Below are 18,703 nucleotides of genomic sequence, written 5' to 3'. Positions count from 1 at the left end.
TCACCACAGCGAGACGGGCGCTTCGCCGACCCGATACCACCCGGGCAGCGGCCCGCCCGAGACCGAGCGCTCGATGCGCCGCTGCATGCCCGGCGTGAGCGCCTTGTTCGTGATCATCTCCAGGAACAGCGCGGAGACATTGCCGAAGTCGAAGAAGTCCCGCTGCCAGGACCATTGGAAGTCGCCACCGTAGCGGAACCAGCTGCCACCGATGCCCTCGGGTGAATAGTTGCGCCCGTCCGGGCGTTCGGCCGCGCTGATCTGTTTCCAGAAACCGATGACGCTGCCGGTGCGCTCGTCGACGACGAACTCCTGGTACGGATAGGTCCAGCCGTCCAGCCCGGCCATCTCCTGGCCGAGGGCGAGATCGCGGATCTCGTCGCGGCCGACGGCCATGAACTCCTGGGTGGGACCGTAGTTCCACCCGTAGGTGGCGTCCTCGGTGTACATCTGCGCCAGCGGCTTCCAGTCACCGTTCTCCTCGCAGCGCTGATTTTCCACGATCCAACGCTGGATCATTTCGTCGAGTTCGGCGCGGTCGAAACCTGGCATCAGTCGAACCTTTCGGGCCGGGGCGGTCTCGCCGTCGCCGGCGATCGACGAGCCTTGGTGAGGGCCGTGATCACCCGGCGACGCTCCCGAGAGACACTTAGCTGGACAGTTGTCTGGACAGTACCACTGAGGTTTTGGCCGGACAATCCCCGAACGGCCGATCCCTCGCCACATCGGGGTGTCCGCGCATTCGTCGCGGCCGGGCCGGTGCCCGGCGCGTCGCATCGAGTCGGCAACCGCGCTCCCCCATGATGTTCAGCGTTCATCGGCGCGGTGGGCGCCGCCCGGCGCCGACGCCGTGCGCCGCAATAGATCGACTCGACCGAGGATGGGAGAGCGTGTGGCGAAAATGGGTAGGCGGAAGCGGTCCAGGCTGATCACCAGCGGGATCCTGCGCGAAAAACAGCAAACGAGAGAGCCTGGCGATTCGGCGGACCCGGCGCCGGAACTCGCGGCGACCGTCGAGGTCGACGCCGCGCTGGACCTAGACGCGCTGGCCGCACGAGTGCGTGCGCGGCGCCGCGAGATGAAGTGGACGCAGGCGGACGTGGCGGGCAACGGCGGCCCGCCGGCCAAAGCGCTGAGCGAGATCGAGCGGTCCCGCAATCCGCACCCCAGCGCCGAGGTGCTGGACAAGCTGGACGCGGGGCTCGGCTGGACGCCGGGCACCAGCGCGACGATCCTGCGCGACGGCGTGGCGGGCGAGCTGGCCGCGGCACATTGATTCAACGGTTCGAAAACCGGCCGGTCGGAGAGTCTTTCGAACTCCGGCCGGCCGGGCCCGTTATGCTGCTCTGCGACCCCTCAGCGACTGCTCTTGCGCCGCCGGAGGCGCGGGTCCGGCCATGCGGGACGCAGGTGGATCCTGGTGAAGGAATGGACAGACATGCAACTCCGCGGCATCACTGCGGCAGCAATACCGGTCATCGGCTCGCTGATCATCGGCGCCGGCCTGGCACACGCCGAACCGGCCGCCGACATCACCTACTCGGCCAAGCTGGTCGACCGGACGGTGGTCGCCGCCCTTCGAGGCGGAACGTTCGAGTTGTCCAGGGCGCTACGCGACCAGGCGACCGACGCGAACGCCCGACTGACCGAGCGTGACGGTGCGCTCGTCGACCGGAACGGCGACCGCGCCGACGTCGCGCAGGTGATCGACGTGGTCGATATCCGCGACCGCGACGGCCGGGTCGCCATGACCTTGCCGCTGGACTTCCGGCTGGCGGGCACCGCGATCCCGGTGCGGCCGGAGCTGAAGAAGGACAGCATGGTGCTGGAGCTGACGCCGACCCGTCCCGAGGGCGTCGCGATCACCGAAACGCTTGTCGCCACGCCGATCGCGTCGATGACCGAGAACCGGCGCGCCCGTGACGAATTCGCCAGCCAATTCGGGCTCGCCACCGCCGTGGGCGGTTTCATCGGCACGGCCATCGGCGCCACGATCGGCTGTCTGGTCACCATCGCCCTCGGCTGTGTGGCCGGTCTGATGACCGGCGCGAGCCTCGGCGGGATCCTCGGAACCATCGCGGTCGGTGGCCCTACCCTCGTCGTCGCGGGCGTCGACCTGCTCACCACATTGCAGGCGGCCGACGGCACCACACGTTTCGCCGACAAGCCCGCGCAAGCCGCCCCGGCACAACCCAAGTGAGTTTCGTCCCGGCAGCGCACACGGCGCAGCCGGGACGAACGCCTCGTCCTCGAACCGTCGCTACAGCGGCGCGGTCGTCGTGTTCGAGCGTCCCACCCGTTCGTCATTGATCAAGTGGTAGGCGCGACCCAAGTCGTCCAGCGCCCGCTCCCATCGAATCTCCGCCTCGTAGCCGCGCGGGTTGTGGCTGAGCAGAAGCAGGGACTCGGCCGCATCCGTCGAACGCGCGGCGGCGTCCAGCAGGACCGGAACCGGCTCCACGGTGGTGCCCGCCGCCAGTGCGCCGATGCGGTCGTGCAACCAGTGCGCGTCGAAACGTGCCTGTTCCGTGGGATTCTCGCCATCCACCGGACGGGTGCTCACCGCGGCGGCGCGGGCGGCACCCGCGTCGTCCATGGTCGTGGTGATGACCTGCCGCAGTTCGCTGCTCGCGACGCGGTGTAGCAAACCGACCAAAAGGACACGCTCCGCGTTCGGACCGCGCAGACCGGTGTCTCCCAGCTGCGCACCGACCTCGTCCGGGTCGACCCGGAGAATCGACAGAACCGCTCGTAACTGCGCAATCGTTACCACTTCGTCCGCCCCTCCTCGTCGTTGCGGGCCCCACCATCACATCTGGACGACAGCCTGCCAAACCCGCAGCAAGTTAACTACCCGGTAGCCCTCTTTCGATTCCGGCGTGTCTGGAGATCACAATTCCCATTGCGGCCAGGTCCGGTTCCGCCGACACCGGACCATCCGGCGATTATGGTCCCGAACCGGCTCTGCGGTCCAGGTCACCTCGATCCGCAGGATAACCGGCGAGGGAGTTGGGTACTCCCTTTCCTATGAGAGCGATACCGGCGCGGGTCACTGGGGACACGACCACGCCCGCAGTGCGCGAGTCCGAACACGGCGGTGCGATCGCGAACATGAAATGGCGTCGCATCAGGGAGGTGATCGCGACCCGTACCGTCGCCGACGCGGCGCGGGAAGTGTCGATCGAGGTCGGCAAACCACAGATGGCGCCGGGTGACACCGGCGTGGTGTGCGGATTCCGCATCCAGGGCATCGGCGAGCGATGGGCGCACGGCGCCGATTCCATCGCGGCGCTGTACCGCGCGTTTCAGGAGATCGCCGACGAGCTGCGCCAGGCCAACAGCCGGGGCGCGCACTTCGAAGTGGCCGAGCCGTCCGATCCGCGGTTCCCCGCCACTCCCACCCGCCCGTCGCGTGCCGCCACGACCGCCGTGCACGAGCGGCAGGCCCTCATCGCGGCGCGCTCGCTGCGCGATGCCGACAGCTCGCTGTCGATCATCATCGGCAGGCCCTATCTAGCCGCCGACCGGCGTAACCATCTGTGCCGGTTCCACATCAGCGAGCAGGGCGCCTCGGTGGCCAGCGGCGTCGACGAGATCCAGGCCCTGCACAGCGCGATCCACTTGATCAGCCAGCGATTGGAGCTGCCGGCCGATTGGCCGGTGAGCCGCCTGTCCTGAGGCTTCCGCGGAACAATCCACGGCGAACCGCCCAGCCGGTCCGGATTCGGCATCGAATCATCGGTTGGTGGATTGTCGTTCGACCGGCGCAGTTCCCCTCCGGCGCCATGTGCTCCCGCGGCATGCCCGTCGCCGACACTCCCCGTGCCGAACCGGACCGTGGCGCCGCCGCGGCGTCGCCAGGAGGGAACCGCCCATGGAATTCATCTCGCCGCTGGACGCCTTGTTCCTCATCGCGGAATCACGCGAGCACCCGATGCACGTCGGAGCACTCCAGATCTTCGACCCGATGGACAGCACTGGACCGGAGTTCGCCCGGCGCGCGTACGCGACGCTGGCGGCCGAGGAGAACTTCCACCCCACCTTCCGCAAGCGCCCGGCGCGGTTGTTCGGCACACCGCAGCTGGCGTGGGCGGTGGAGCGCACCATCGAACTCGACTACCACCTACAGCGGTGGGCGCTACCGGAAACCGGGGCCCCGGACCCGCTGGTGGAGATGGTCGCCGGACTGCACAGCACCCTGCTCGACCGCCATCGGCCGCTGTGGGAGATACACCTGATCGAAGGGCTCGCCGGCGACCGCGTCGCCCTGTACGCGAAGATGCACCACGCCCTCATGGACGGTGTCGCCGCCCAGCGCGTGCTGCAGCGCGCGCTGACCAGCGACCCGGACTCCCGCGATGCGCTGGTGCCATGGCATCTGCCGCCATCGGACCGACGCGGCGAGAATCCGCCGCGGCCGCGCACGCTCGGCGGGGCGGCGCGGGCGATGTTCGCCGCGGCGGGCTCGGCACCCGCGATCTTGCGCCTTGCCCGCACCGCGCTCGTGGAGCAGCAGTTGACGCTGCCCTTCGCCGCGCCGCGCACGCTGTTCAACGTCCCGATCGGCGGGGCACGCCGCTGCGCCGTGCGCTCCTGGCCGCTGGATCGCCTCCGCCAGGTCAAGAAGATGACCGGCACGACCCTCAACGACGTGGTGCTGGCCATGGCGGCGGGCGCGCTGCGCTCCTACCTGATCGCCCATCACGCCCTGCCGGACAAACCGCTGGTCGCGATGGTGCCGGTCTCGCTGCGCCCGGAGTCCGACGACGGCCACACCGGCGGTAACGCGGTGGCGGCGCTGCTGTGCGGTCTCGCCACCGATCTGGCCGATCCAGCGCAGCGGCTCGCGGCGATCAGCACTTCGATGCGCCGCAGCAAGGAGATCTATCGCGAACTCTCCCCGGTGCAGGCGGTCTCGCTGTCCGCGCTGACGCTGAGCCCGCTGGCGCTGGCCCTGCTCGTTCCCGCCACGACCGCCCTGACCAACCCGCCGTTCAACATCGTCATCTCCAACGTTCCCGGCTCGCACGAAGCTCGGTACTGGAACGGTGCCCGCCTGGATGCCGGTTACCCGCTGTCCATCCCGCTCGACGGCCAGGCGGTGAACATCACGCTCACCAGTAATGCCGACAGCCTCGACATCGGCATCGTCGCCTGCCGCCGCAGCGTGCCGGACGTGGCCACGCTGCTCGACCACCTCGAGACGGCGCTGTCCGATCTGGAAGACACCGCTTGCTGAGGGCCCACCGCGGTCGGTCGATGAAGCGGACGGGCCGCTCGGCGCTCGACTCGCCGGCTGGCAGGACCCTGTTCGGCTACCACGTCGAGCCTGCCGTGCCGAGTCCGTTGATCGAGGGCGGCAGCTGCTGTGGCGCCGCGCCGGGACCAGCCAGCAGGCGTTTGAGGATCTTGCCGGTGTCACCGCGCGGAAGTGCCGCGAGGAACGTGACCTCACGTGGCACGGAGAAGCGGCTCAGGCGGTTTCGGATATAGGTACGGACCATGTCCGAATCGAGCCCGGCCCCCTCGCGTTTGACCACGAAGGCCACCAGGCGCTGGCCGAATTCGTGGTCCGGCACCCCCACCACAGCGACGTCGCTGACCTGCGGCAGGTGGGCGAGCGCCTCCTCGACCGGGCGCGGGAAGACGTTCTCGCCACCAGAGATGATCATCTCGTCGTCGCGGCCCGCGATGAACAACCGCCCCGCGGCGTCGAGGTAGCCGAGGTCGCCGGTGTCGAGCATGCCGTGCGCCTCGTCCGGCGGCGCCGCGTTGACGTAGCCGTCGAACAGCATGTGGTTACCGACGAAGATGTGCCCGGTGGCGCCGATCGGCAGCCTGCGGTGATCCGGCCCGAGAACGGCGATCTTGGTGCCCAATGGCGGGCGGCCCGCCGTGGTCGGCGAGGTGTGCAGATCCTCCGGGGTGGCGACGGTGGCCCAGGAGACCTCCGTGGAGCCGTAGACGTTGTACAGAACGTCGCCGTAGGCGTCCATGAATCGCTCGACGGTGGCACCCGCGAGCGGTGCGCCGCAGCTGATCACGTGACGCAGGCTGGAGGTGTCGTACCGTGCGCGCACGTGCGCGGGCAGATCGAGGATGCGCTGCACCATGGTCGGCACCACGATCACCGTGTTGACCTGGTGTTCGGCGATGCCGCGCAAGCAGTCCTCCGCGTCGAACCGTTCCGCGAGCACCACCGTCGCGCGCAACGCGGTGCTCAGCTGCAGCCCGGCCAGCCCCCAGGTGTGAAACAGCGGAGCCGGAATCAGCATGGTCGCGTTCATCTGCATCGGGATGCGCGACAGCAGCGCCGCGATGGACCCGAAGCCCTTCGGATGCGGCCTGCGCGCACCCTTCGGCGTCCCGCTGGTCCCTGAGGTGAGCACGATCAGCCGTCCCGGCTGCGCTGGTGTGCGAAACGTGCTGTGCCCCTGCGCGACGAGATCGTTCACGGTCATCCGGCCGGGTACCGGCGGTCGCTCGTCGGTGTAGTAGCGCGGGATGTCGGCGTGCAGGTACTGCACCAACTGCTCGAGATCACCGTCGACGAACAGCGCCGAGAGCCTGTCGCGCTGCACGATCTCCTCGATCGTGCGACCGGCCAAGCCCGAGTTGAGCAGGGCCACGTCCACGCCGAGTTTTCCTGCGGCGACCATGCATTCGACCATGCCCGCGTGGTTGCGCGAGAGCAGTCCGATGGCGTCGCCGGGGCCGAGATCCAGCGCGGCCATCGCCGCGGCGAGCGCGTTGGTCCGCTCGTGCATGTCGGCGAAGGACCTGGTGCCGCGGTCGTCGATGATCGCGGTCCGCTCCGGAGCGAACGCCGCGCCCGCCGCGTACCCACCGGCCAGGTTGAATCCCCACTTGGCCAGCGAGCGCAGCTGTTTGAAGCTGCGATCCAGACGCGCGGGCAGCACGACCCCGGAGGCCACCATCTGCCGGGCGACGCCCGCGTTCCGCCGGATCGGCGAATCCTCACCGTTGACGATCAGCGACGTCCGCGCCCCCTTGGCGACATCGGCCACCCGGCGCAATCCGCTCTTGGTCCAGTCCGCGATGGCCACATTGGACAAGTCCGCGACGCGCGGGTGCACCCGGCTCGGCGCGAAGTAGGTGACCGTGACCTTGGTGCGCTCCTCGTCGCCGTGCAGCCGCACCGACGCGAAGCTGCCCAGCGCGGCGTACTGCATTTCGAAGCTTTCGTACCAGCGGCCCACGCTCAGCCGGATCTGGTGCGTGCGGATACCGGTCTCGTGGGTGCCGACGCGCATCTGCCACACGATATTGCCGTCGGCCGATTGGATCTGCTCACACGCGCCGATACCGGTGAACATGCGCGGATAGGTCTGCGGTTCGAGCAGCAGATCCCAGATGGCTTTGCGGGCGATCGCGAACTCCGCGACTACATCGATGACATCGGTAACCAACTTGGCGCACTTCTCGTCGGCCGGTTCGAAGAACTTCGGGTTGGCGGGTAGCTCCTTTGTAACGTCAGTCACAAGCGAGGTCAAGTATCTCGGGCCTCATCGCCGCTACCAGCGAAACACACGAAAACCCCTGCGATTGCCCAGCATTCACCTGCACCTGGGACCGGATCCAATCGAGCGGGGCGAAACCTGTGAATCCACCCAATGATCACCGGAATCCGGGCGCCCCGCGCAGCGGCGCTCCTAACGTCGCAGGCGCCTGCTCGGCAGGACAATACGCTGGCTGGAGAGGTGATGGACCGCAAGCCCACCCGACGACTCGCGCATTCCCGCGCGGAAGAGATCCTCGATTTCTTCGGCAAATGCCGTGCGTGCGGCTATCCCGCTTACGCGGAGACCACGACGCTGCGCTACGACAACGGCGACATGGAGACCAAGGTGATCGCCGGCTGCGCGCTGCCGTGCGGGTGGACGGGCGAAGTCTCGTCCACGTCGATGACCGACTCCGGCACCCGTCCCCCGCACGTGACCTGAGTTCACGCGGCCCGGGACGCTCCGTCCTCGGTACCGAGCGCCCGCTCGCGCAGTTGCGCGAGAATCCGGGCCAGGATTCGGGAGACCTGCATCTGGGAGACGCCCAGCCGTTCCGCGATCTGGACCTGGGTCCGGGATTCGAAGAAGCGCAGGATCAGCACTTGGCGATCGCGCGGCGGCAGCTCGGCGATCAGTGGGCGCACCGCCATCGCCTGCTCCAGCAGCTGGTAGCACGGTTCGTCGGCGCCGAGGGTGTCCGCGAGCGGTTGCGGCGTCCCGTCGTCGTCGTGCCGGTTGGCGGAGTCCAGCGAATTGGTCTGATAGGCGTTGCCCGCGATGAGCGCCTGGGTGACCTCGCCGAGCTCGACGTCCAGCTCGGCGGCGATCTCCCTGGCGGTCGGCATCCGCCCGAGGCGGTGCGACAGCGTCTCGGTGGCCGGGCCGATGCGCAACTGGATCTCCTTGAGCCGGCGCGGCACCCGCAGCGACCACGTGTTGTCCCGGAAATGCCTGCGCACCTCGCCCATGATGGTGGGAACCGCGAACCCGAGAAACGAGCTGCCCCGGGTGATGTCGAACCGGTCCACCGCCAGTACCAAGCCGACGCGGGCGATCTGGAGCAGGTCGTCGAAGGACTCACCGCGCCCGGCGAATTTGCGCGCGATGTGTTCCGCGAGCGGAAGACACCGCCGCACCACCTCGTCGCGTAGCTCCGCGTGGTGCGGGTCGGTCTCCTCCACCGCGGCGAGCTTCTCGAACCACGGTTCGATGTTGTCGTAGCTGTCGCCTCGGCGCGTGCGCCCAGCCATGTCGTTCCGGTCGGTCGTGAACTCACGTGTCATCAAATGGTCCTCGTTCCCAACTGAATTCGATGACGGTCGGATACCCACGAACATCCGCGTCAAAAGGGTCACGGGAAATCGACAGGGAACTGGTGAGCATCCGGACCAGTTCCCAGCTCAGCGGATCGCCGCCGGCCTCGTCCTCGGTCGCGGCGATCGCGTCGACGCGCATGCTCATGCGATCGGTGCCGTAGGTGAACTCACAACCGAGCATCGAGCCGGGCACCGCGCCCGCGACCAGCATCGTGGCGAGCTCGTTGATCGCCAGCCGGATGTCCGCGGCCGCACCGAGCGGCAGATCGGCGACCAGGCACACGGTGTCGGCCAGCCCGCGGATCAGGGACAGGTGCCGCTCGTCGGCGGGAATCCGCACCGCGACCGTGGTGGTCTCGGCGGCATGCGCGCCGAACGCGCAGGTGATCACCTTCATCAGACCGTGGCGAGCTGCGCTTGCCACATCCAGTGCAACTGCTCCAGCCGCGCCGCGATGTCCAGGAACAGATCCTGGGTCACCGGGTCGGCCTTCTCGGTCGCGGCGATCCGCTCGCGTAGTCGCTTGATCACGGCGGCGAGGTTGCTGACGATCGCGTCGATCACGTCGGTGTCCTGCTGCCAGCCTTCGCCGATGCCGAGCGCGCCGGAATCCCGGGCCACCGTCGACGCGCGTCCGTCCGGGCTGACGCCGACCGCGGTGGCGCGTTCCGCGGCCGCGTCGGTGAACTCCCTTGCGACCGTCACCAATTCGTCCAGCGCCAGATGGACCGACCGGAAATTGGCGCCGATGACGTTCCAGTGCGCCTGCTTGGCGATCAGCGACAGGTCGATCAGGTCGACGACGGTCCCGCGCAGCGTCTCCCCCGCGATGCGCTGCTGGTCGGGGTCCAGGGTGCTCGTGATGGGTTCCGACATCGCTCCTACCTTTCTGGCGTTGATGCTGGTCATCGACGGTCTACCCAGCTGTGCCGCGATAAACCTCCCGGTAGGGTCGTCGACCGCCGAGGTCCGCGCCTTTCCGGCGGGCAGTGCGCCACGGCCGCCGAGACCACCGACCCGGACGTGACCGCTGATGCGACGGGCGGTGATGCCGGGGACGTCGGGGGTGGGTTGCCAAAGTAGCAATGATATTTGCCGAACTCGTTACTTCCACGGCACCGTAGGGCATGGCTGATGAAACGCAGGTCGACGTAGTGGTTATCGGTGGCGGAGCGGCCGGGTTGTCGGCGGCACTGACCCTGGCGCGGGCGCGCCGCTCGGTGGTCGTGGTCGACGCCCGCGAGCCGCGCAACGGTCCCGCCGCGGGTGTGCACGGATGGCTGACGCGCGACGGCATGCCACCTACCGAGCTGGTGGCGGTCGGTGCACGCGAGGTGGAGCAGTACGGCGGGCGGATCGTCTACGGGCGCGCCGAATCCGCGCGACGGACGCCGAATGGCTTCGTGGTGGACACCGATCGCGGATCGTTTCGCGGTCGCCGGTTGCTCGTGGCAAGCGGCCTGGTGGACGAGCTGCCGCCGATCACCGGTGTGCGGGAACGGTGGGGCCGCGACGTGGTGCACTGCCCCTACTGCCACGGCTGGGAGATCCGCGACCGGCCGATCGGGGTACTCGGCTCGGTGCACCACGCGTTGCTGTTCCGGCAGTGGAGCACGCAGGTGACGCTGCTGCGGCACTCCTCGCCTCCGCCGAGCGCCGAGCAGGCCGAGCGGCTCGCGGCCCGCGGCATCGCCGTCGTGGACGGCGTGGTCAGCGCTCTCGAGATCGTGGACGATCGCCTCGCCGGTGCGCGGCTGGACTCCGGCCGTCTGGTACCGATCGCCGCGCTGGCGATCGCGCCGCGACTGGTGGCCCGCGACACCCTCCTGCTCGGTCTCGGCGTCGAAACAGCCGAGCACCCTTCGGGATCGGGCACATACGTCGCCGCGGACGCCGGCGGACGCACCTCGGTTCCGGGAGTCCGGGTCGCGGGCAATGCCACCGACATCGCCGCCGGGGTGGTGCAGGCCGCCGCCAGTGGCGTGACGGCCGGTGCGGCGATCAACGCCGATCTCATCGAGGAGGACACGCAGCAGGCCGTCGATCGGTGGCGCGCGACAGGATTCTCCGCGGACATCGAGCGGGCGAACTCGCAGCGGGTGCTCGGCACCCGGCGGCACGGTCTGGACTCGCTGCTGCCGACGCCACCGAATTGACCGGCCTCCTGCCCTAGTATGTGAGCTACACAACACCGGGAGGTGCGGGATGCCAGCGGATTCGGCGACGCCCTTGCGGGCGGCGACGATGCCGGAGTGCAGCGGACGCGTTTCGACACCCACCTACGATCGATCCCGGATCACCACCGGCATAGTGCATTTCGGCGTCGGCGGATTCCATCGCGCACATCAGGCGATGTATGTCGACCGACTGCTCGAACGCGGCCTTGCGCACGACTGGGGCATCTGCGGGGTCGGCGTGCTACCCGGCGATCGTCGAATGCGCGACGTCCTCGCGGCGCAGGACGGCTTGTACACGCTGTCGACGGTCGCGCCGGACGGCACCTGGGCCACGCGGGTCATCGGTTCGATCGTCGAGTACCGGTACGCGCCGGACGATCCCGAGGCCGTGGTGGAAAAGCTCGCCGATCCGGCCACCCGGATAGTCTCGCTCACCATCACCGAGGGTGGCTACCGCGTCGCCGCCGACACCGGGGAGTTCGACGCCGACGATCCCGGCGTGCGTGCCGATCTCGCAGGCAACACGCCGCCCGCCACAGTGTTCGGGCTGGTCACCGAGGCTCTGGTGCGGCGAAGGTCGCGCGGTATCGCGCCGTTCACCGTGCTCTCGTGCGACAATATCGAGGGCAATGGGCACGTAGCGCGCCGGATGTTCGGCGCGTTCGCCGCGCTGCGCGATCCCGGACTCGGAACCTGGGTGGCCGAACGGGTGCGTTTCCCGAATTCGATGGTGGACCGGATAACTCCGGTGACGCCGCAGGCCGCGACCGGCGAGATCGAGCGACGCTACGGAATCACCGACCGCTGGCCGGTCCTGACCGAACCGTTCGCGCAGTGGGTGCTGGAGGATTCGTTCGGACTCGGCCGCCCCGCCTTCGGCGACGTCGGCGTCCAGCTCGTCGACGATGTCACGCCCTATGAGCTGATGAAACTGCGGCTGCTCAACGCGAGCCACCAGGCGCTGTGCTACTTCGGCCATCTGAGCGGCTATCGGCTGGTCCACGAGGCCGCGCAGGACCCGGCCATCCGGCGATTCCTGCTGCGCTACATGGACGCCGAGGCTACGCCGACGCTGCGCGCGGTGCCCGGCGTCGACCTGGATCGCTACAAGCGGACGCTGCTCGAGCGGTTCGCCAACCCCGCGATCGGCGACACCATCGCCCGGCTGTGCGCGGAATCCTCCGACCGCATCCCGAAGTGGCTGCTACCGGTGATCCGGGCGCAGCTCGCCTCCGGCGGCGAGATCGACTGCGCGGCCGCGGTCGTCGCGAGTTGGGCGCGCTATGCCGAGGGCATGGACGAGCAGGGTGCGCCGATCGAGGTCGTGGACCGCCTCCGCGACCAGCTGATTCCGCTCGCGCGGCGGGAGCGCGAGCAGCCAACCGCCTTCCTCGGCGAGCGTTCGGTATTCGGCGATCTGATCGACCGGCCTCGGTTCGTGACCGCATACCTGGCAGCGTTGCATTCACTGCACACCAAAGGCGCCCACGCCACGGTCGAGGCCTTGGCGCATTAGCATCACCGCGGCGTGACGCGGGCGACCGCGCGCGAGTCCGCGCCGACGGCGAACCAGACGTCGAGACGCGAGCCGGCGCGGCGGGAGACGAGCCGGAGATCCTCGCCGGACCGTACCGGCTTTCCGTACTCGATCACCACTCGGTGCGGGTTGGACTTCAGTTCGGCGTGATCGGCGAGAACTTCCTCGAGCGCGGTCAGGTAGACCGCGTTGTTCACGTGATCGAGCAGGTCTATGTCGGTGACGCGCAACGGGAACGGACGGATCCGCACACCGGGTTCGCCGGCCTGCGGCATCGAGTCGGTCAGTTCCGCCTTCCACCGGAGCCGGTGTTCGGTCGTACAGGCCAGCATGGGCGCCAGGAAGCGGTCGCTCATCCGGGCCGGGACACCGGATTCGGTGCCGAAGTGGATCAGGAACCCTTCGGTCTCCACCAGGCCACCACCGCTACCGCAGATCTGCACGCGCATGTTGCACCAGCGGGTGGAGGTCGCCGAGGGCCAGCGCCGCAGCGTGACCCACTCGCCGAACTCGATGGGTTTGATCGCGTCGATCACCGTTCTGCGGACCACCCACAGGCGATGGATGTCACCGTCGTCGAGGACCTCGAGGTGGTCGTAGCCGATGTCCTGCAGATACCGTGCGACGCCGTCCAGCCGCAGGCGCTGGTCGCTTCCGGTGTCGGCGAGGCGCACCGGCCATCCCGTCTCGAACACGGGCACGTGAGCTCGGCTCTCCGGCAGGACGCTGGGAATGACCATGACCGGATGATGCCAGATATTTGCTACCGGCACGTCAGCAACTACGTCACATAACACACACGAAACAAATACGCAGATCCATGCCAGATAAATCCGCCGCTCAGTGGTTCATTTACGATCGCTGAACATTCGCCACCGGGTCGACCACTGCGTGATCGCAGCTGTCCGCCGACCTCACCGCGGCGAGCCCGGTGGCGCGGCGAGATCCACGACGACGCACAAGCGCTCGTCGTCCTGCACACACGCGCCGACCTGGGTTCCGCCATCATCGAGCGGGCCGGCACCGAGCACCCGACGATAGGTGCGGCAAGCCCCGCGCCGGGACTCCCGCACCTCATCGCCTCGGTCGTCGTCGAAGGGGCTACTTCTTGGAACGATCCCGCTTCTCGCGCACCCGCACGGAGATGCGGACCGGCGAACCGGCGAAGCCGAATTCCTCGCGCAGTCTGCGCTCCAGGAAGCGACGGTAGCCCGCTTCCAGGAAGCCGGTGGTGAACAGCACGAACGTGGGCGGCCGGGTAGTCGCCTGGGTCGCGAACAGCACCCGGGGCAACCGGCCGCCCCGCATCGGCGGCGGGGTCGCGGCGATCACGTCTTTCAGCCAGGTGTTCAGCCTGCCCGTCGGAATGCGCTTGTCCCAGGACTCGAGCGCGGTTTCCATGGCCGGTACCAGCTTCTGCACCGCACGGCCGGTATGCGCGGAGATGTTCACCCGCTGCGCCCACGGCACCCGGACCAGGTCACGGTCGACCTCACGCTCCAACTGCAGGCGACGGTCCTCATCGACCAGATCCCACTTGTTGAACGCCAGCACCAGCGCGCGCCCCGAATCGGCGACCATGCTGATCACCCGCAGGTCCTGCTCGGTGATCGGCTGCGCGGCGTCGATCAGCATGATCGCCACCTCCGAGGCCTCCAGCGCGGACTTGGTGCGCAGCGACGCGTAGAACTCGGTGCCGCTGGCGTTGGCGACCTTGCGGCGCAACCCGGCGGTGTCGACGAACTTCCAGACTTTCCCGCCCAATTCGACGAGCGAGTCGACCGGGTCGACCGTGGTGCCCGCGACATCGTGCACCACCGAGCGCTCGTCACCGGACAGCTTGTTCAGCAGGCTCGATTTGCCCACGTTGGGCTTGCCGACCAGAGCGACGCGGCGTGGACCGGTGCCGCCGGTTCCCTCGCGCGGAGTCTCCGGGAGCACCTGGAGCACGTCGTCGAGCAGGTCACCGGTGCCGCGGCCGTGCGCGGCGCTGACCATGCGCGGCTCGCCGAGACCGAGCGACCACAGCGCCGCCGCCTCGGCTTCCACCCGCTCGTCGTCGACCTTGTTGGCGACCAGGATGACCGGGACCGAGGAGCGGCGCAGCTTCTTCACCGCCGCTTCGTCGGTGGCGGTGGCACCGACCACGGCGTCGACCACGAGCAGGATCGCGTCGGCGGTCTGCATGGCCAGTTCGGCCTGCCTGGCCACCGCTTGCTGCAGCCCTTTCGCGTCGGGCTCCCAGCCGCCGGTGTCCTGGACCAGGAAGCGGCGACCCGCCCAGTTCGCCTCATAGGACACGCGATCGCGGGTCACCCCGGGAATGTCCTCCACGACCGCCTCGCGGCGGCCCAGAATCCGGTTCACCAGCGTCGACTTGCCCACGTTCGGGCGGCCGACCACCGCGAGCGTCGGCATCGCGACGTGCGCCTGATCCTCGAACTCGCCCTCGAGATCGGTCAGCTCCCAGTCGGCTTCGTCGCTCCAGACGCCGTCACCGGCCAGCACGTCACCGTTCACCGGTCACCTCCGGCCGGGAGCGCCGAAAGCTGCTGTGCGACAACGCGATACAGCTCGTCGATGACCTCGTCCATGGACAGCTCGCTGGTGTCGACCAGCACCGCGTCCGCGGCGGGGCGCAGCGGGGACACCTTGCGGGTGGAGTCGAGGGTGTCGCGGCGCTGCACGTCGGCGAGCACGCCCGCGTAGTCGTCGCCCCGGCCCTCGGCGATGTTCTGCTGGTTGCGCCGGTGCGCCCGCGCCTCCGCGGAGGCGGTCAGGTAGATCTTGGCATCCGCGCTCGGCAGCACGACGGTGCCGATGTCGCGGCCCTCCACCACGATCCGGCGCGCGACCGCCGTGATGTCGCGCTGCATCGCGACCAGCAGCTCGCGCACCTCGGGCACCGCGGAGACCGCCGAAACGGCCTTGGTGACGGCGTCGCCACGAATCTCCGACGCGACGTCCTCGCCGTCGAGCTCGATCACCTCGCGGCTGGGCTCGGTGCCGATGGACAGCGGCAGCTCCTTGACCGCGGCGGCGATGGCCGCGGTGTCGGTGAGTTCGATGCCCGCGCGCAGCACGCGCAACGTCGCCGCACGGTACATGGCGCCGGTGTCGAGGTACTGCGCGCCGAGCCGGGTGGCCAGGCGCCGCGAAACGCTCGACTTCCCGGTGCCCGACGGCCCATCCATGGCGATCACCAGCGGGCTCGTACCGGACATCCGCGCCGGCGCCTGCACCGGGATCTCCAGACCGTTCACAACGACACCGCCTCGTAGAGTTTGCCGATTTCATCGCGGCCGAGCACGCGCAGTGTGCCGGGCCGTTGGTCGCCCAATGCGACCGGACCGATATTCGTGCGCACCAGCCGGATGACCGGGTGGCCGACCGCGTCCAGCAGGCGGCGCACGATGTGTTTCCGCCCTTCGTGCAACACGATCTTGACCAGGGAACGTCCCTCACCCAGTTCCAGCACCTGGAAACGGTCCACCTTGGCGGAGCCGTCCTCCAGCTCGACGCCCTCCCTCAGCCGCTTGCCGACCGCGCGGTTGTTGACCTCACCGTGCACTGTCGCCAGGTAGGTCTTGGAGACCTCGAAGGAGGGGTGCATGAGCCGGTGCGCGAGGTCGCCGTCATTGGTCAACAGCAACAGGCCCTCGGTATCGGCATCGAGCCTTCCGACGTGGAAGAGGCGCTGACCGGCGGCGATCCGCTCGGCCACGATGTCGCCGACGCAAGGACGGCCCAGATCGTCGGACATGGTGGACTGCCAGCCCTTGGGCTTGTTCAGCGCGACGTGCACCAGTTCCTCACGCACCACCACGCGGGTGCCGTCGACGCGCACCACCGCGTGCTGTGGGTCGATGCGCAGCCCCTGTTCGCGCACGATCATGCCGTCGACTTCGACGCGGCCCTGCGCGATCATCTCCTCGGCGGCACGACGCGAGGCGACGCCCGCCTTGGCGAGGACCTTCTGCAGCCGCTCGCCTTCCCCCCACGGCAGTTTGGTGTGCCCTCCGGATTCGGCCGGCGCCACGTTCTGGTGGCGCGCGGGCTTGGCGTTGCTCAGCAGCGGCGGCTGCGCGGCCTGCCGTTGCGGCTTCGGCTTCTTCTTGCCACCCTGGTTCGCGTGCCGCGGGTTCGGGGCCGCCGCGGCCGCGCGCTGCGTCGCACCGCGGCCCGTGCCCCCCTGCTGGGCACCGCGGGCGGTGCTCCCCCGTTGCGCCGTACGCGCGTCGCGTGAGTTCGTGCTGCGGCTCGCGCCCCGTTCGGGCTGTGCGCCGCGTTTCCTACGATCCGGTGTGCCATCTCGGCGAGCGGGCGTATTCATCGTGTCCTGTCACTCTTCGGTGCCGAGGTCCAAGTCGGCCTCGGCGGGTTTCTTCAATCTGGTGTAACGGGGGTCCGTCTCCAGGCTCTCGTTGATCTCATCGATCAGGTCGACGCCCGGAAGCAGGGGCGCCAGCGGCGGCAGGTCGCTCAGCGACGGGAGCCCGATCCGTTCCAGGAACAGCTCGGTCGTGCAGTACAGCGTCCCGTTGGTCTCCGGGTCGACGCCTGCCTCGGCGATCAGTCCCCTGGCCAGCAGCGTGCGCATCACCCCGTCGACGTTCACGCCGCGTACCGCGCTGACCCTGGTCCTGGTCACCGGCTGACGGTATGCCACCACCGCCAGTGTTTCCAACGCCGCCCGGGTCAGTTTCGATCGGGAGCCGTCGAGCAGCATCCGCTCCACATACGGCGCGTACTCGCTGCGAGTATAGAAGCGCCAACCGTCACCCACGAAACGCAGATCGATGCCGCTGGACCGTGCGGTCAGTTCGGCCGACATCGCACGCAAGGTGCTCTCCACCCGCTCCGCGATATCGCCCAGCGCGGCCGCCAGCTGGTCCACCGGGGCGGGAGCGTCGACGACGAGCAGCATCGCCTCCAGCGCCGAGCGGAATTCGGCGTCCTCGAGTGGTTCCGGAGTGAGATCCGTCACCGCCTCGTTCACGACTGCGCCTCGCTCACCCGTAATCCTCCTCGATAGTCACGACGTCCGCCTGTTCCGCCGCGTCGTCGCCGATCCAGCTCACCGACAAGGGACCGAGCGGATCCGGCTGGTCGAACTCGATCGTCTTGCCGCGATACAGCTCGAGCAGCGCCAGGAAGCGGGCAACGATCTGGACGGGGACTTCGCAATCGGCGACCAGCTCGCCGAACGAGGTCCACGCACCCGCACCGCGCTGTTTGAGCCGTTCCAGCACCAGCGCCGCCTGCTCGGCCACCGAGATCGCGTGCGTGTGCAAGTGGTCGAGCCCGACCTTCGGCACCGGGCGGGGCCGGAAGGCCGCCGCGGCGATCGCGGCGAACTCCGCCGCCCCGACACCCAGCGTAACCTCGGGCAGCAGGTCGGCGTAACGCTCCTCCAAGCCGACCGCGCGGGGGTAGCGGCGCAGCGCCGCGGCCTCCAGCTCGCCGAGCAACTCGGCGACCTGCTTGAACGCGCGGTACTGCAGCAGCCGGGCGAACAGCAGGTCGCGCGCCTCCAGCAGTTCGAGATCTTCGGCGTCGGTCATCTCCCCGGACGGCAGCAGGCGTGCCGCCTTGAGATCCAGCAGCGTGGCGGCGACGACCAGGAACTCGGTGGTCTGGTCCAGAATCTTGTCCGCGCGCAACGTGTTCTGCCGAGCCGCGTTCGCGGTCAGCGCCTTGGTGTAGGCGATGAACTCGTCGGTGACCTTGTGCAGCGCCACCTCGGTGACGTCCAGCTTGCGCGAGCTGATCAGGGTGAGCAGCAGGTCGAAAGGACCCTCGAAGTTGCTCAGGCGCAAGCGGAATGCGGACGGCTGCGCTGTGTCTTCCGGAGGGGAGTCGCCCGGCGGGGCAATCTCCGGAACCTCGGCTCGGTCCGCCGCTTGCTGTCCATCCTCCGGCGCGACACCGGGCGTGGTCTCGGGCGAATCGACCGCTTGCCGCACACCCGGCACGCCGGTCGCCGGAACCTCGCGCTCGTCAGCTTGCCCTGGACCGCTCGGCCCGGCACTCGCCCGAGCTCTACCATGGTCAGCCTCCTGCGCCGGATCACCCGACGTGGGGTCCTCGGCCGCCTGCGGGTGATTCCCCGGCGCAACCGTGGGTGTGTCGGCCGCCTGAGGCGGACCA

General features: G+C 68.9%; 19 protein-coding genes. 7 read left to right on the top strand and 12 right to left on the bottom strand.

The features are described from left to right. Positions 1-552, bottom strand: a complete 552-nt coding sequence (locus AB0M45_RS16800) for a nuclear transport factor 2 family protein (protein ID WP_364329139.1) — start codon at positions 550-552, stop codon at positions 1-3. 349 nt (positions 553-901) lie between these two features. Between AB0M45_RS16800 and AB0M45_RS16795 the strand changes: the two genes are divergently transcribed. Both AB0M45_RS16795 and AB0M45_RS16790 read left to right on the top strand, forming a co-directional pair. Continuing rightward, the gene (locus tag AB0M45_RS16795) at positions 902-1,276 is read left to right on the top strand and encodes a helix-turn-helix domain-containing protein (protein WP_364329136.1); all 375 of its coding nucleotides are present in this window, start codon (positions 902-904) and stop codon (positions 1,274-1,276) included. A 144-nt stretch (positions 1,277-1,420) separates the two neighbouring features. Continuing rightward, positions 1,421-2,200: a hypothetical protein gene (locus AB0M45_RS16790; RefSeq protein ID WP_364329133.1), complete on the top strand. Its 780-nt coding sequence runs from the start codon at positions 1,421-1,423 to the stop codon at positions 2,198-2,200. A 60-nt stretch (positions 2,201-2,260) separates the two neighbouring features. Here the strand turns inward: AB0M45_RS16790 and AB0M45_RS16785 are convergent, their stop codons facing one another. Then, entirely contained in the window at positions 2,261-2,773 is a 513-nt protein-coding gene (locus tag AB0M45_RS16785) for a hypothetical protein (protein WP_364329130.1), read from the bottom strand. Positions 2,774-3,027: 254 nt separating this feature from the next. On the opposite strand from AB0M45_RS16785, the gene AB0M45_RS16780 reads away from it, so the two are divergent. Together AB0M45_RS16780 and AB0M45_RS16775 are read left to right on the top strand one after the other, a co-directional pair. Next, on the top strand, positions 3,028-3,678 hold the full coding sequence (locus AB0M45_RS16780; protein WP_364329127.1) for a hypothetical protein: 651 nt from the start codon (positions 3,028-3,030) through the stop codon (positions 3,676-3,678). Between the two features lie 196 nt (positions 3,679-3,874). Then, a complete protein-coding gene (locus tag AB0M45_RS16775) occupies positions 3,875-5,239 on the top strand; it encodes a wax ester/triacylglycerol synthase family O-acyltransferase (protein WP_364329124.1) in 1,365 nt (454 codons plus the stop codon). A gap of 76 nt (positions 5,240-5,315) precedes the next feature. On the opposite strand, the gene AB0M45_RS16770 is transcribed toward AB0M45_RS16775, so the two are convergent. Beyond that, positions 5,316-7,337 carry an AMP-binding protein gene (locus tag AB0M45_RS16770; protein WP_364329539.1) on the bottom strand — a complete coding sequence of 674 codons (2,022 nt, stop codon included), beginning with the start codon at positions 7,335-7,337 and terminating at the stop codon, positions 5,316-5,318. Between the two features lie 297 nt (positions 7,338-7,634). Between AB0M45_RS16770 and AB0M45_RS16765 the strand changes: the two genes are divergently transcribed. Further along, a complete protein-coding gene (locus AB0M45_RS16765; protein ID WP_364329121.1) occupies positions 7,635-7,964 on the top strand; it encodes a hypothetical protein in 330 nt (109 codons plus the stop codon). Between the two features lie 2 nt (positions 7,965-7,966). Here AB0M45_RS16765 and AB0M45_RS16760 read toward each other — a convergent pair whose 3' ends face one another. Genes AB0M45_RS16760 through AB0M45_RS16750 form a run of 3 tightly spaced genes read right to left on the bottom strand, consistent with a single transcriptional unit; the run spans position 7,967 to position 9,715 of the window. Beyond that, entirely contained in the window at positions 7,967-8,806 is an 840-nt protein-coding gene (locus tag AB0M45_RS16760; protein WP_364329118.1) for an RNA polymerase sigma factor SigF, read from the bottom strand. Continuing rightward, positions 8,796-9,263, bottom strand: coding sequence for an anti-sigma factor (locus AB0M45_RS16755; RefSeq protein ID WP_364329115.1), 468 nt, complete (start codon positions 9,261-9,263; stop codon positions 8,796-8,798). The genes AB0M45_RS16760 and AB0M45_RS16755 overlap by 11 nt, the downstream gene beginning before the upstream one ends. Further along, positions 9,236-9,715, bottom strand: a complete 480-nt coding sequence (locus AB0M45_RS16750; protein WP_364329112.1) for a DNA starvation/stationary phase protection protein — start codon at positions 9,713-9,715, stop codon at positions 9,236-9,238. The genes AB0M45_RS16755 and AB0M45_RS16750 overlap by 28 nt, the downstream gene beginning before the upstream one ends. Positions 9,716-9,966: 251 nt before the next feature. On the opposite strand from AB0M45_RS16750, the gene AB0M45_RS16745 reads away from it, so the two are divergent. Next, positions 9,967-10,995 (top strand): NAD(P)/FAD-dependent oxidoreductase, encoded by a 1,029-nt coding sequence (locus AB0M45_RS16745; protein WP_364329109.1) that lies wholly within the window; start codon positions 9,967-9,969, stop codon positions 10,993-10,995. Positions 10,996-11,083: 88 nt separating this feature from the next. Next, on the top strand, positions 11,084-12,532 hold the full coding sequence (locus AB0M45_RS16740) for a mannitol dehydrogenase family protein (RefSeq protein WP_364329536.1): 1,449 nt from the start codon (positions 11,084-11,086) through the stop codon (positions 12,530-12,532). 2 nt (positions 12,533-12,534) lie between these two features. Here AB0M45_RS16740 and AB0M45_RS16735 read toward each other — a convergent pair whose 3' ends face one another. The 6 genes from AB0M45_RS16735 to AB0M45_RS16710 form a co-directional block, all read right to left on the bottom strand. Next, positions 12,535-13,293, bottom strand: a complete 759-nt coding sequence (locus AB0M45_RS16735) for an acyl-ACP thioesterase domain-containing protein (RefSeq protein WP_364329107.1) — start codon at positions 13,291-13,293, stop codon at positions 12,535-12,537. A 361-nt stretch (positions 13,294-13,654) separates the two neighbouring features. Next, on the bottom strand, positions 13,655-15,073 hold the full coding sequence (der, locus tag AB0M45_RS16730) for a ribosome biogenesis GTPase Der (protein WP_364329104.1): 1,419 nt from the start codon (positions 15,071-15,073) through the stop codon (positions 13,655-13,657). Further along, a complete protein-coding gene (cmk, locus tag AB0M45_RS16725; protein WP_364329533.1) occupies positions 15,070-15,777 on the bottom strand; it encodes a (d)CMP kinase in 708 nt (235 codons plus the stop codon). The genes der and cmk overlap by 4 nt, the downstream gene beginning before the upstream one ends. Before the next feature lie 35 nt (positions 15,778-15,812). After that, positions 15,813-16,886: a pseudouridine synthase gene (locus AB0M45_RS16720; RefSeq protein WP_364329101.1), complete on the bottom strand. Its 1,074-nt coding sequence runs from the start codon at positions 16,884-16,886 to the stop codon at positions 15,813-15,815. Between the two features lie 9 nt (positions 16,887-16,895). After that, positions 16,896-17,552 carry an SMC-Scp complex subunit ScpB gene (scpB, locus tag AB0M45_RS16715; RefSeq protein WP_364329098.1) on the bottom strand — a complete coding sequence of 219 codons (657 nt, stop codon included), beginning with the start codon at positions 17,550-17,552 and terminating at the stop codon, positions 16,896-16,898. Positions 17,553-17,565: 13 nt separating this feature from the next. Continuing rightward, a complete protein-coding gene (locus tag AB0M45_RS16710) occupies positions 17,566-18,429 on the bottom strand; it encodes a segregation/condensation protein A (RefSeq protein ID WP_364329530.1) in 864 nt (287 codons plus the stop codon). Between the last annotated feature and the right edge of the window lie 274 nt (positions 18,430-18,703).

This window comes from Nocardia sp. NPDC051787 (genome assembly GCF_040681325.1).
Lineage (GTDB): Bacteria > Actinomycetota > Actinomycetes > Mycobacteriales > Mycobacteriaceae > Nocardia.
The sequence above is the reverse complement of the archived record's forward strand: the minus strand, read 5'-3'. Positions and strand labels throughout refer to the sequence as shown.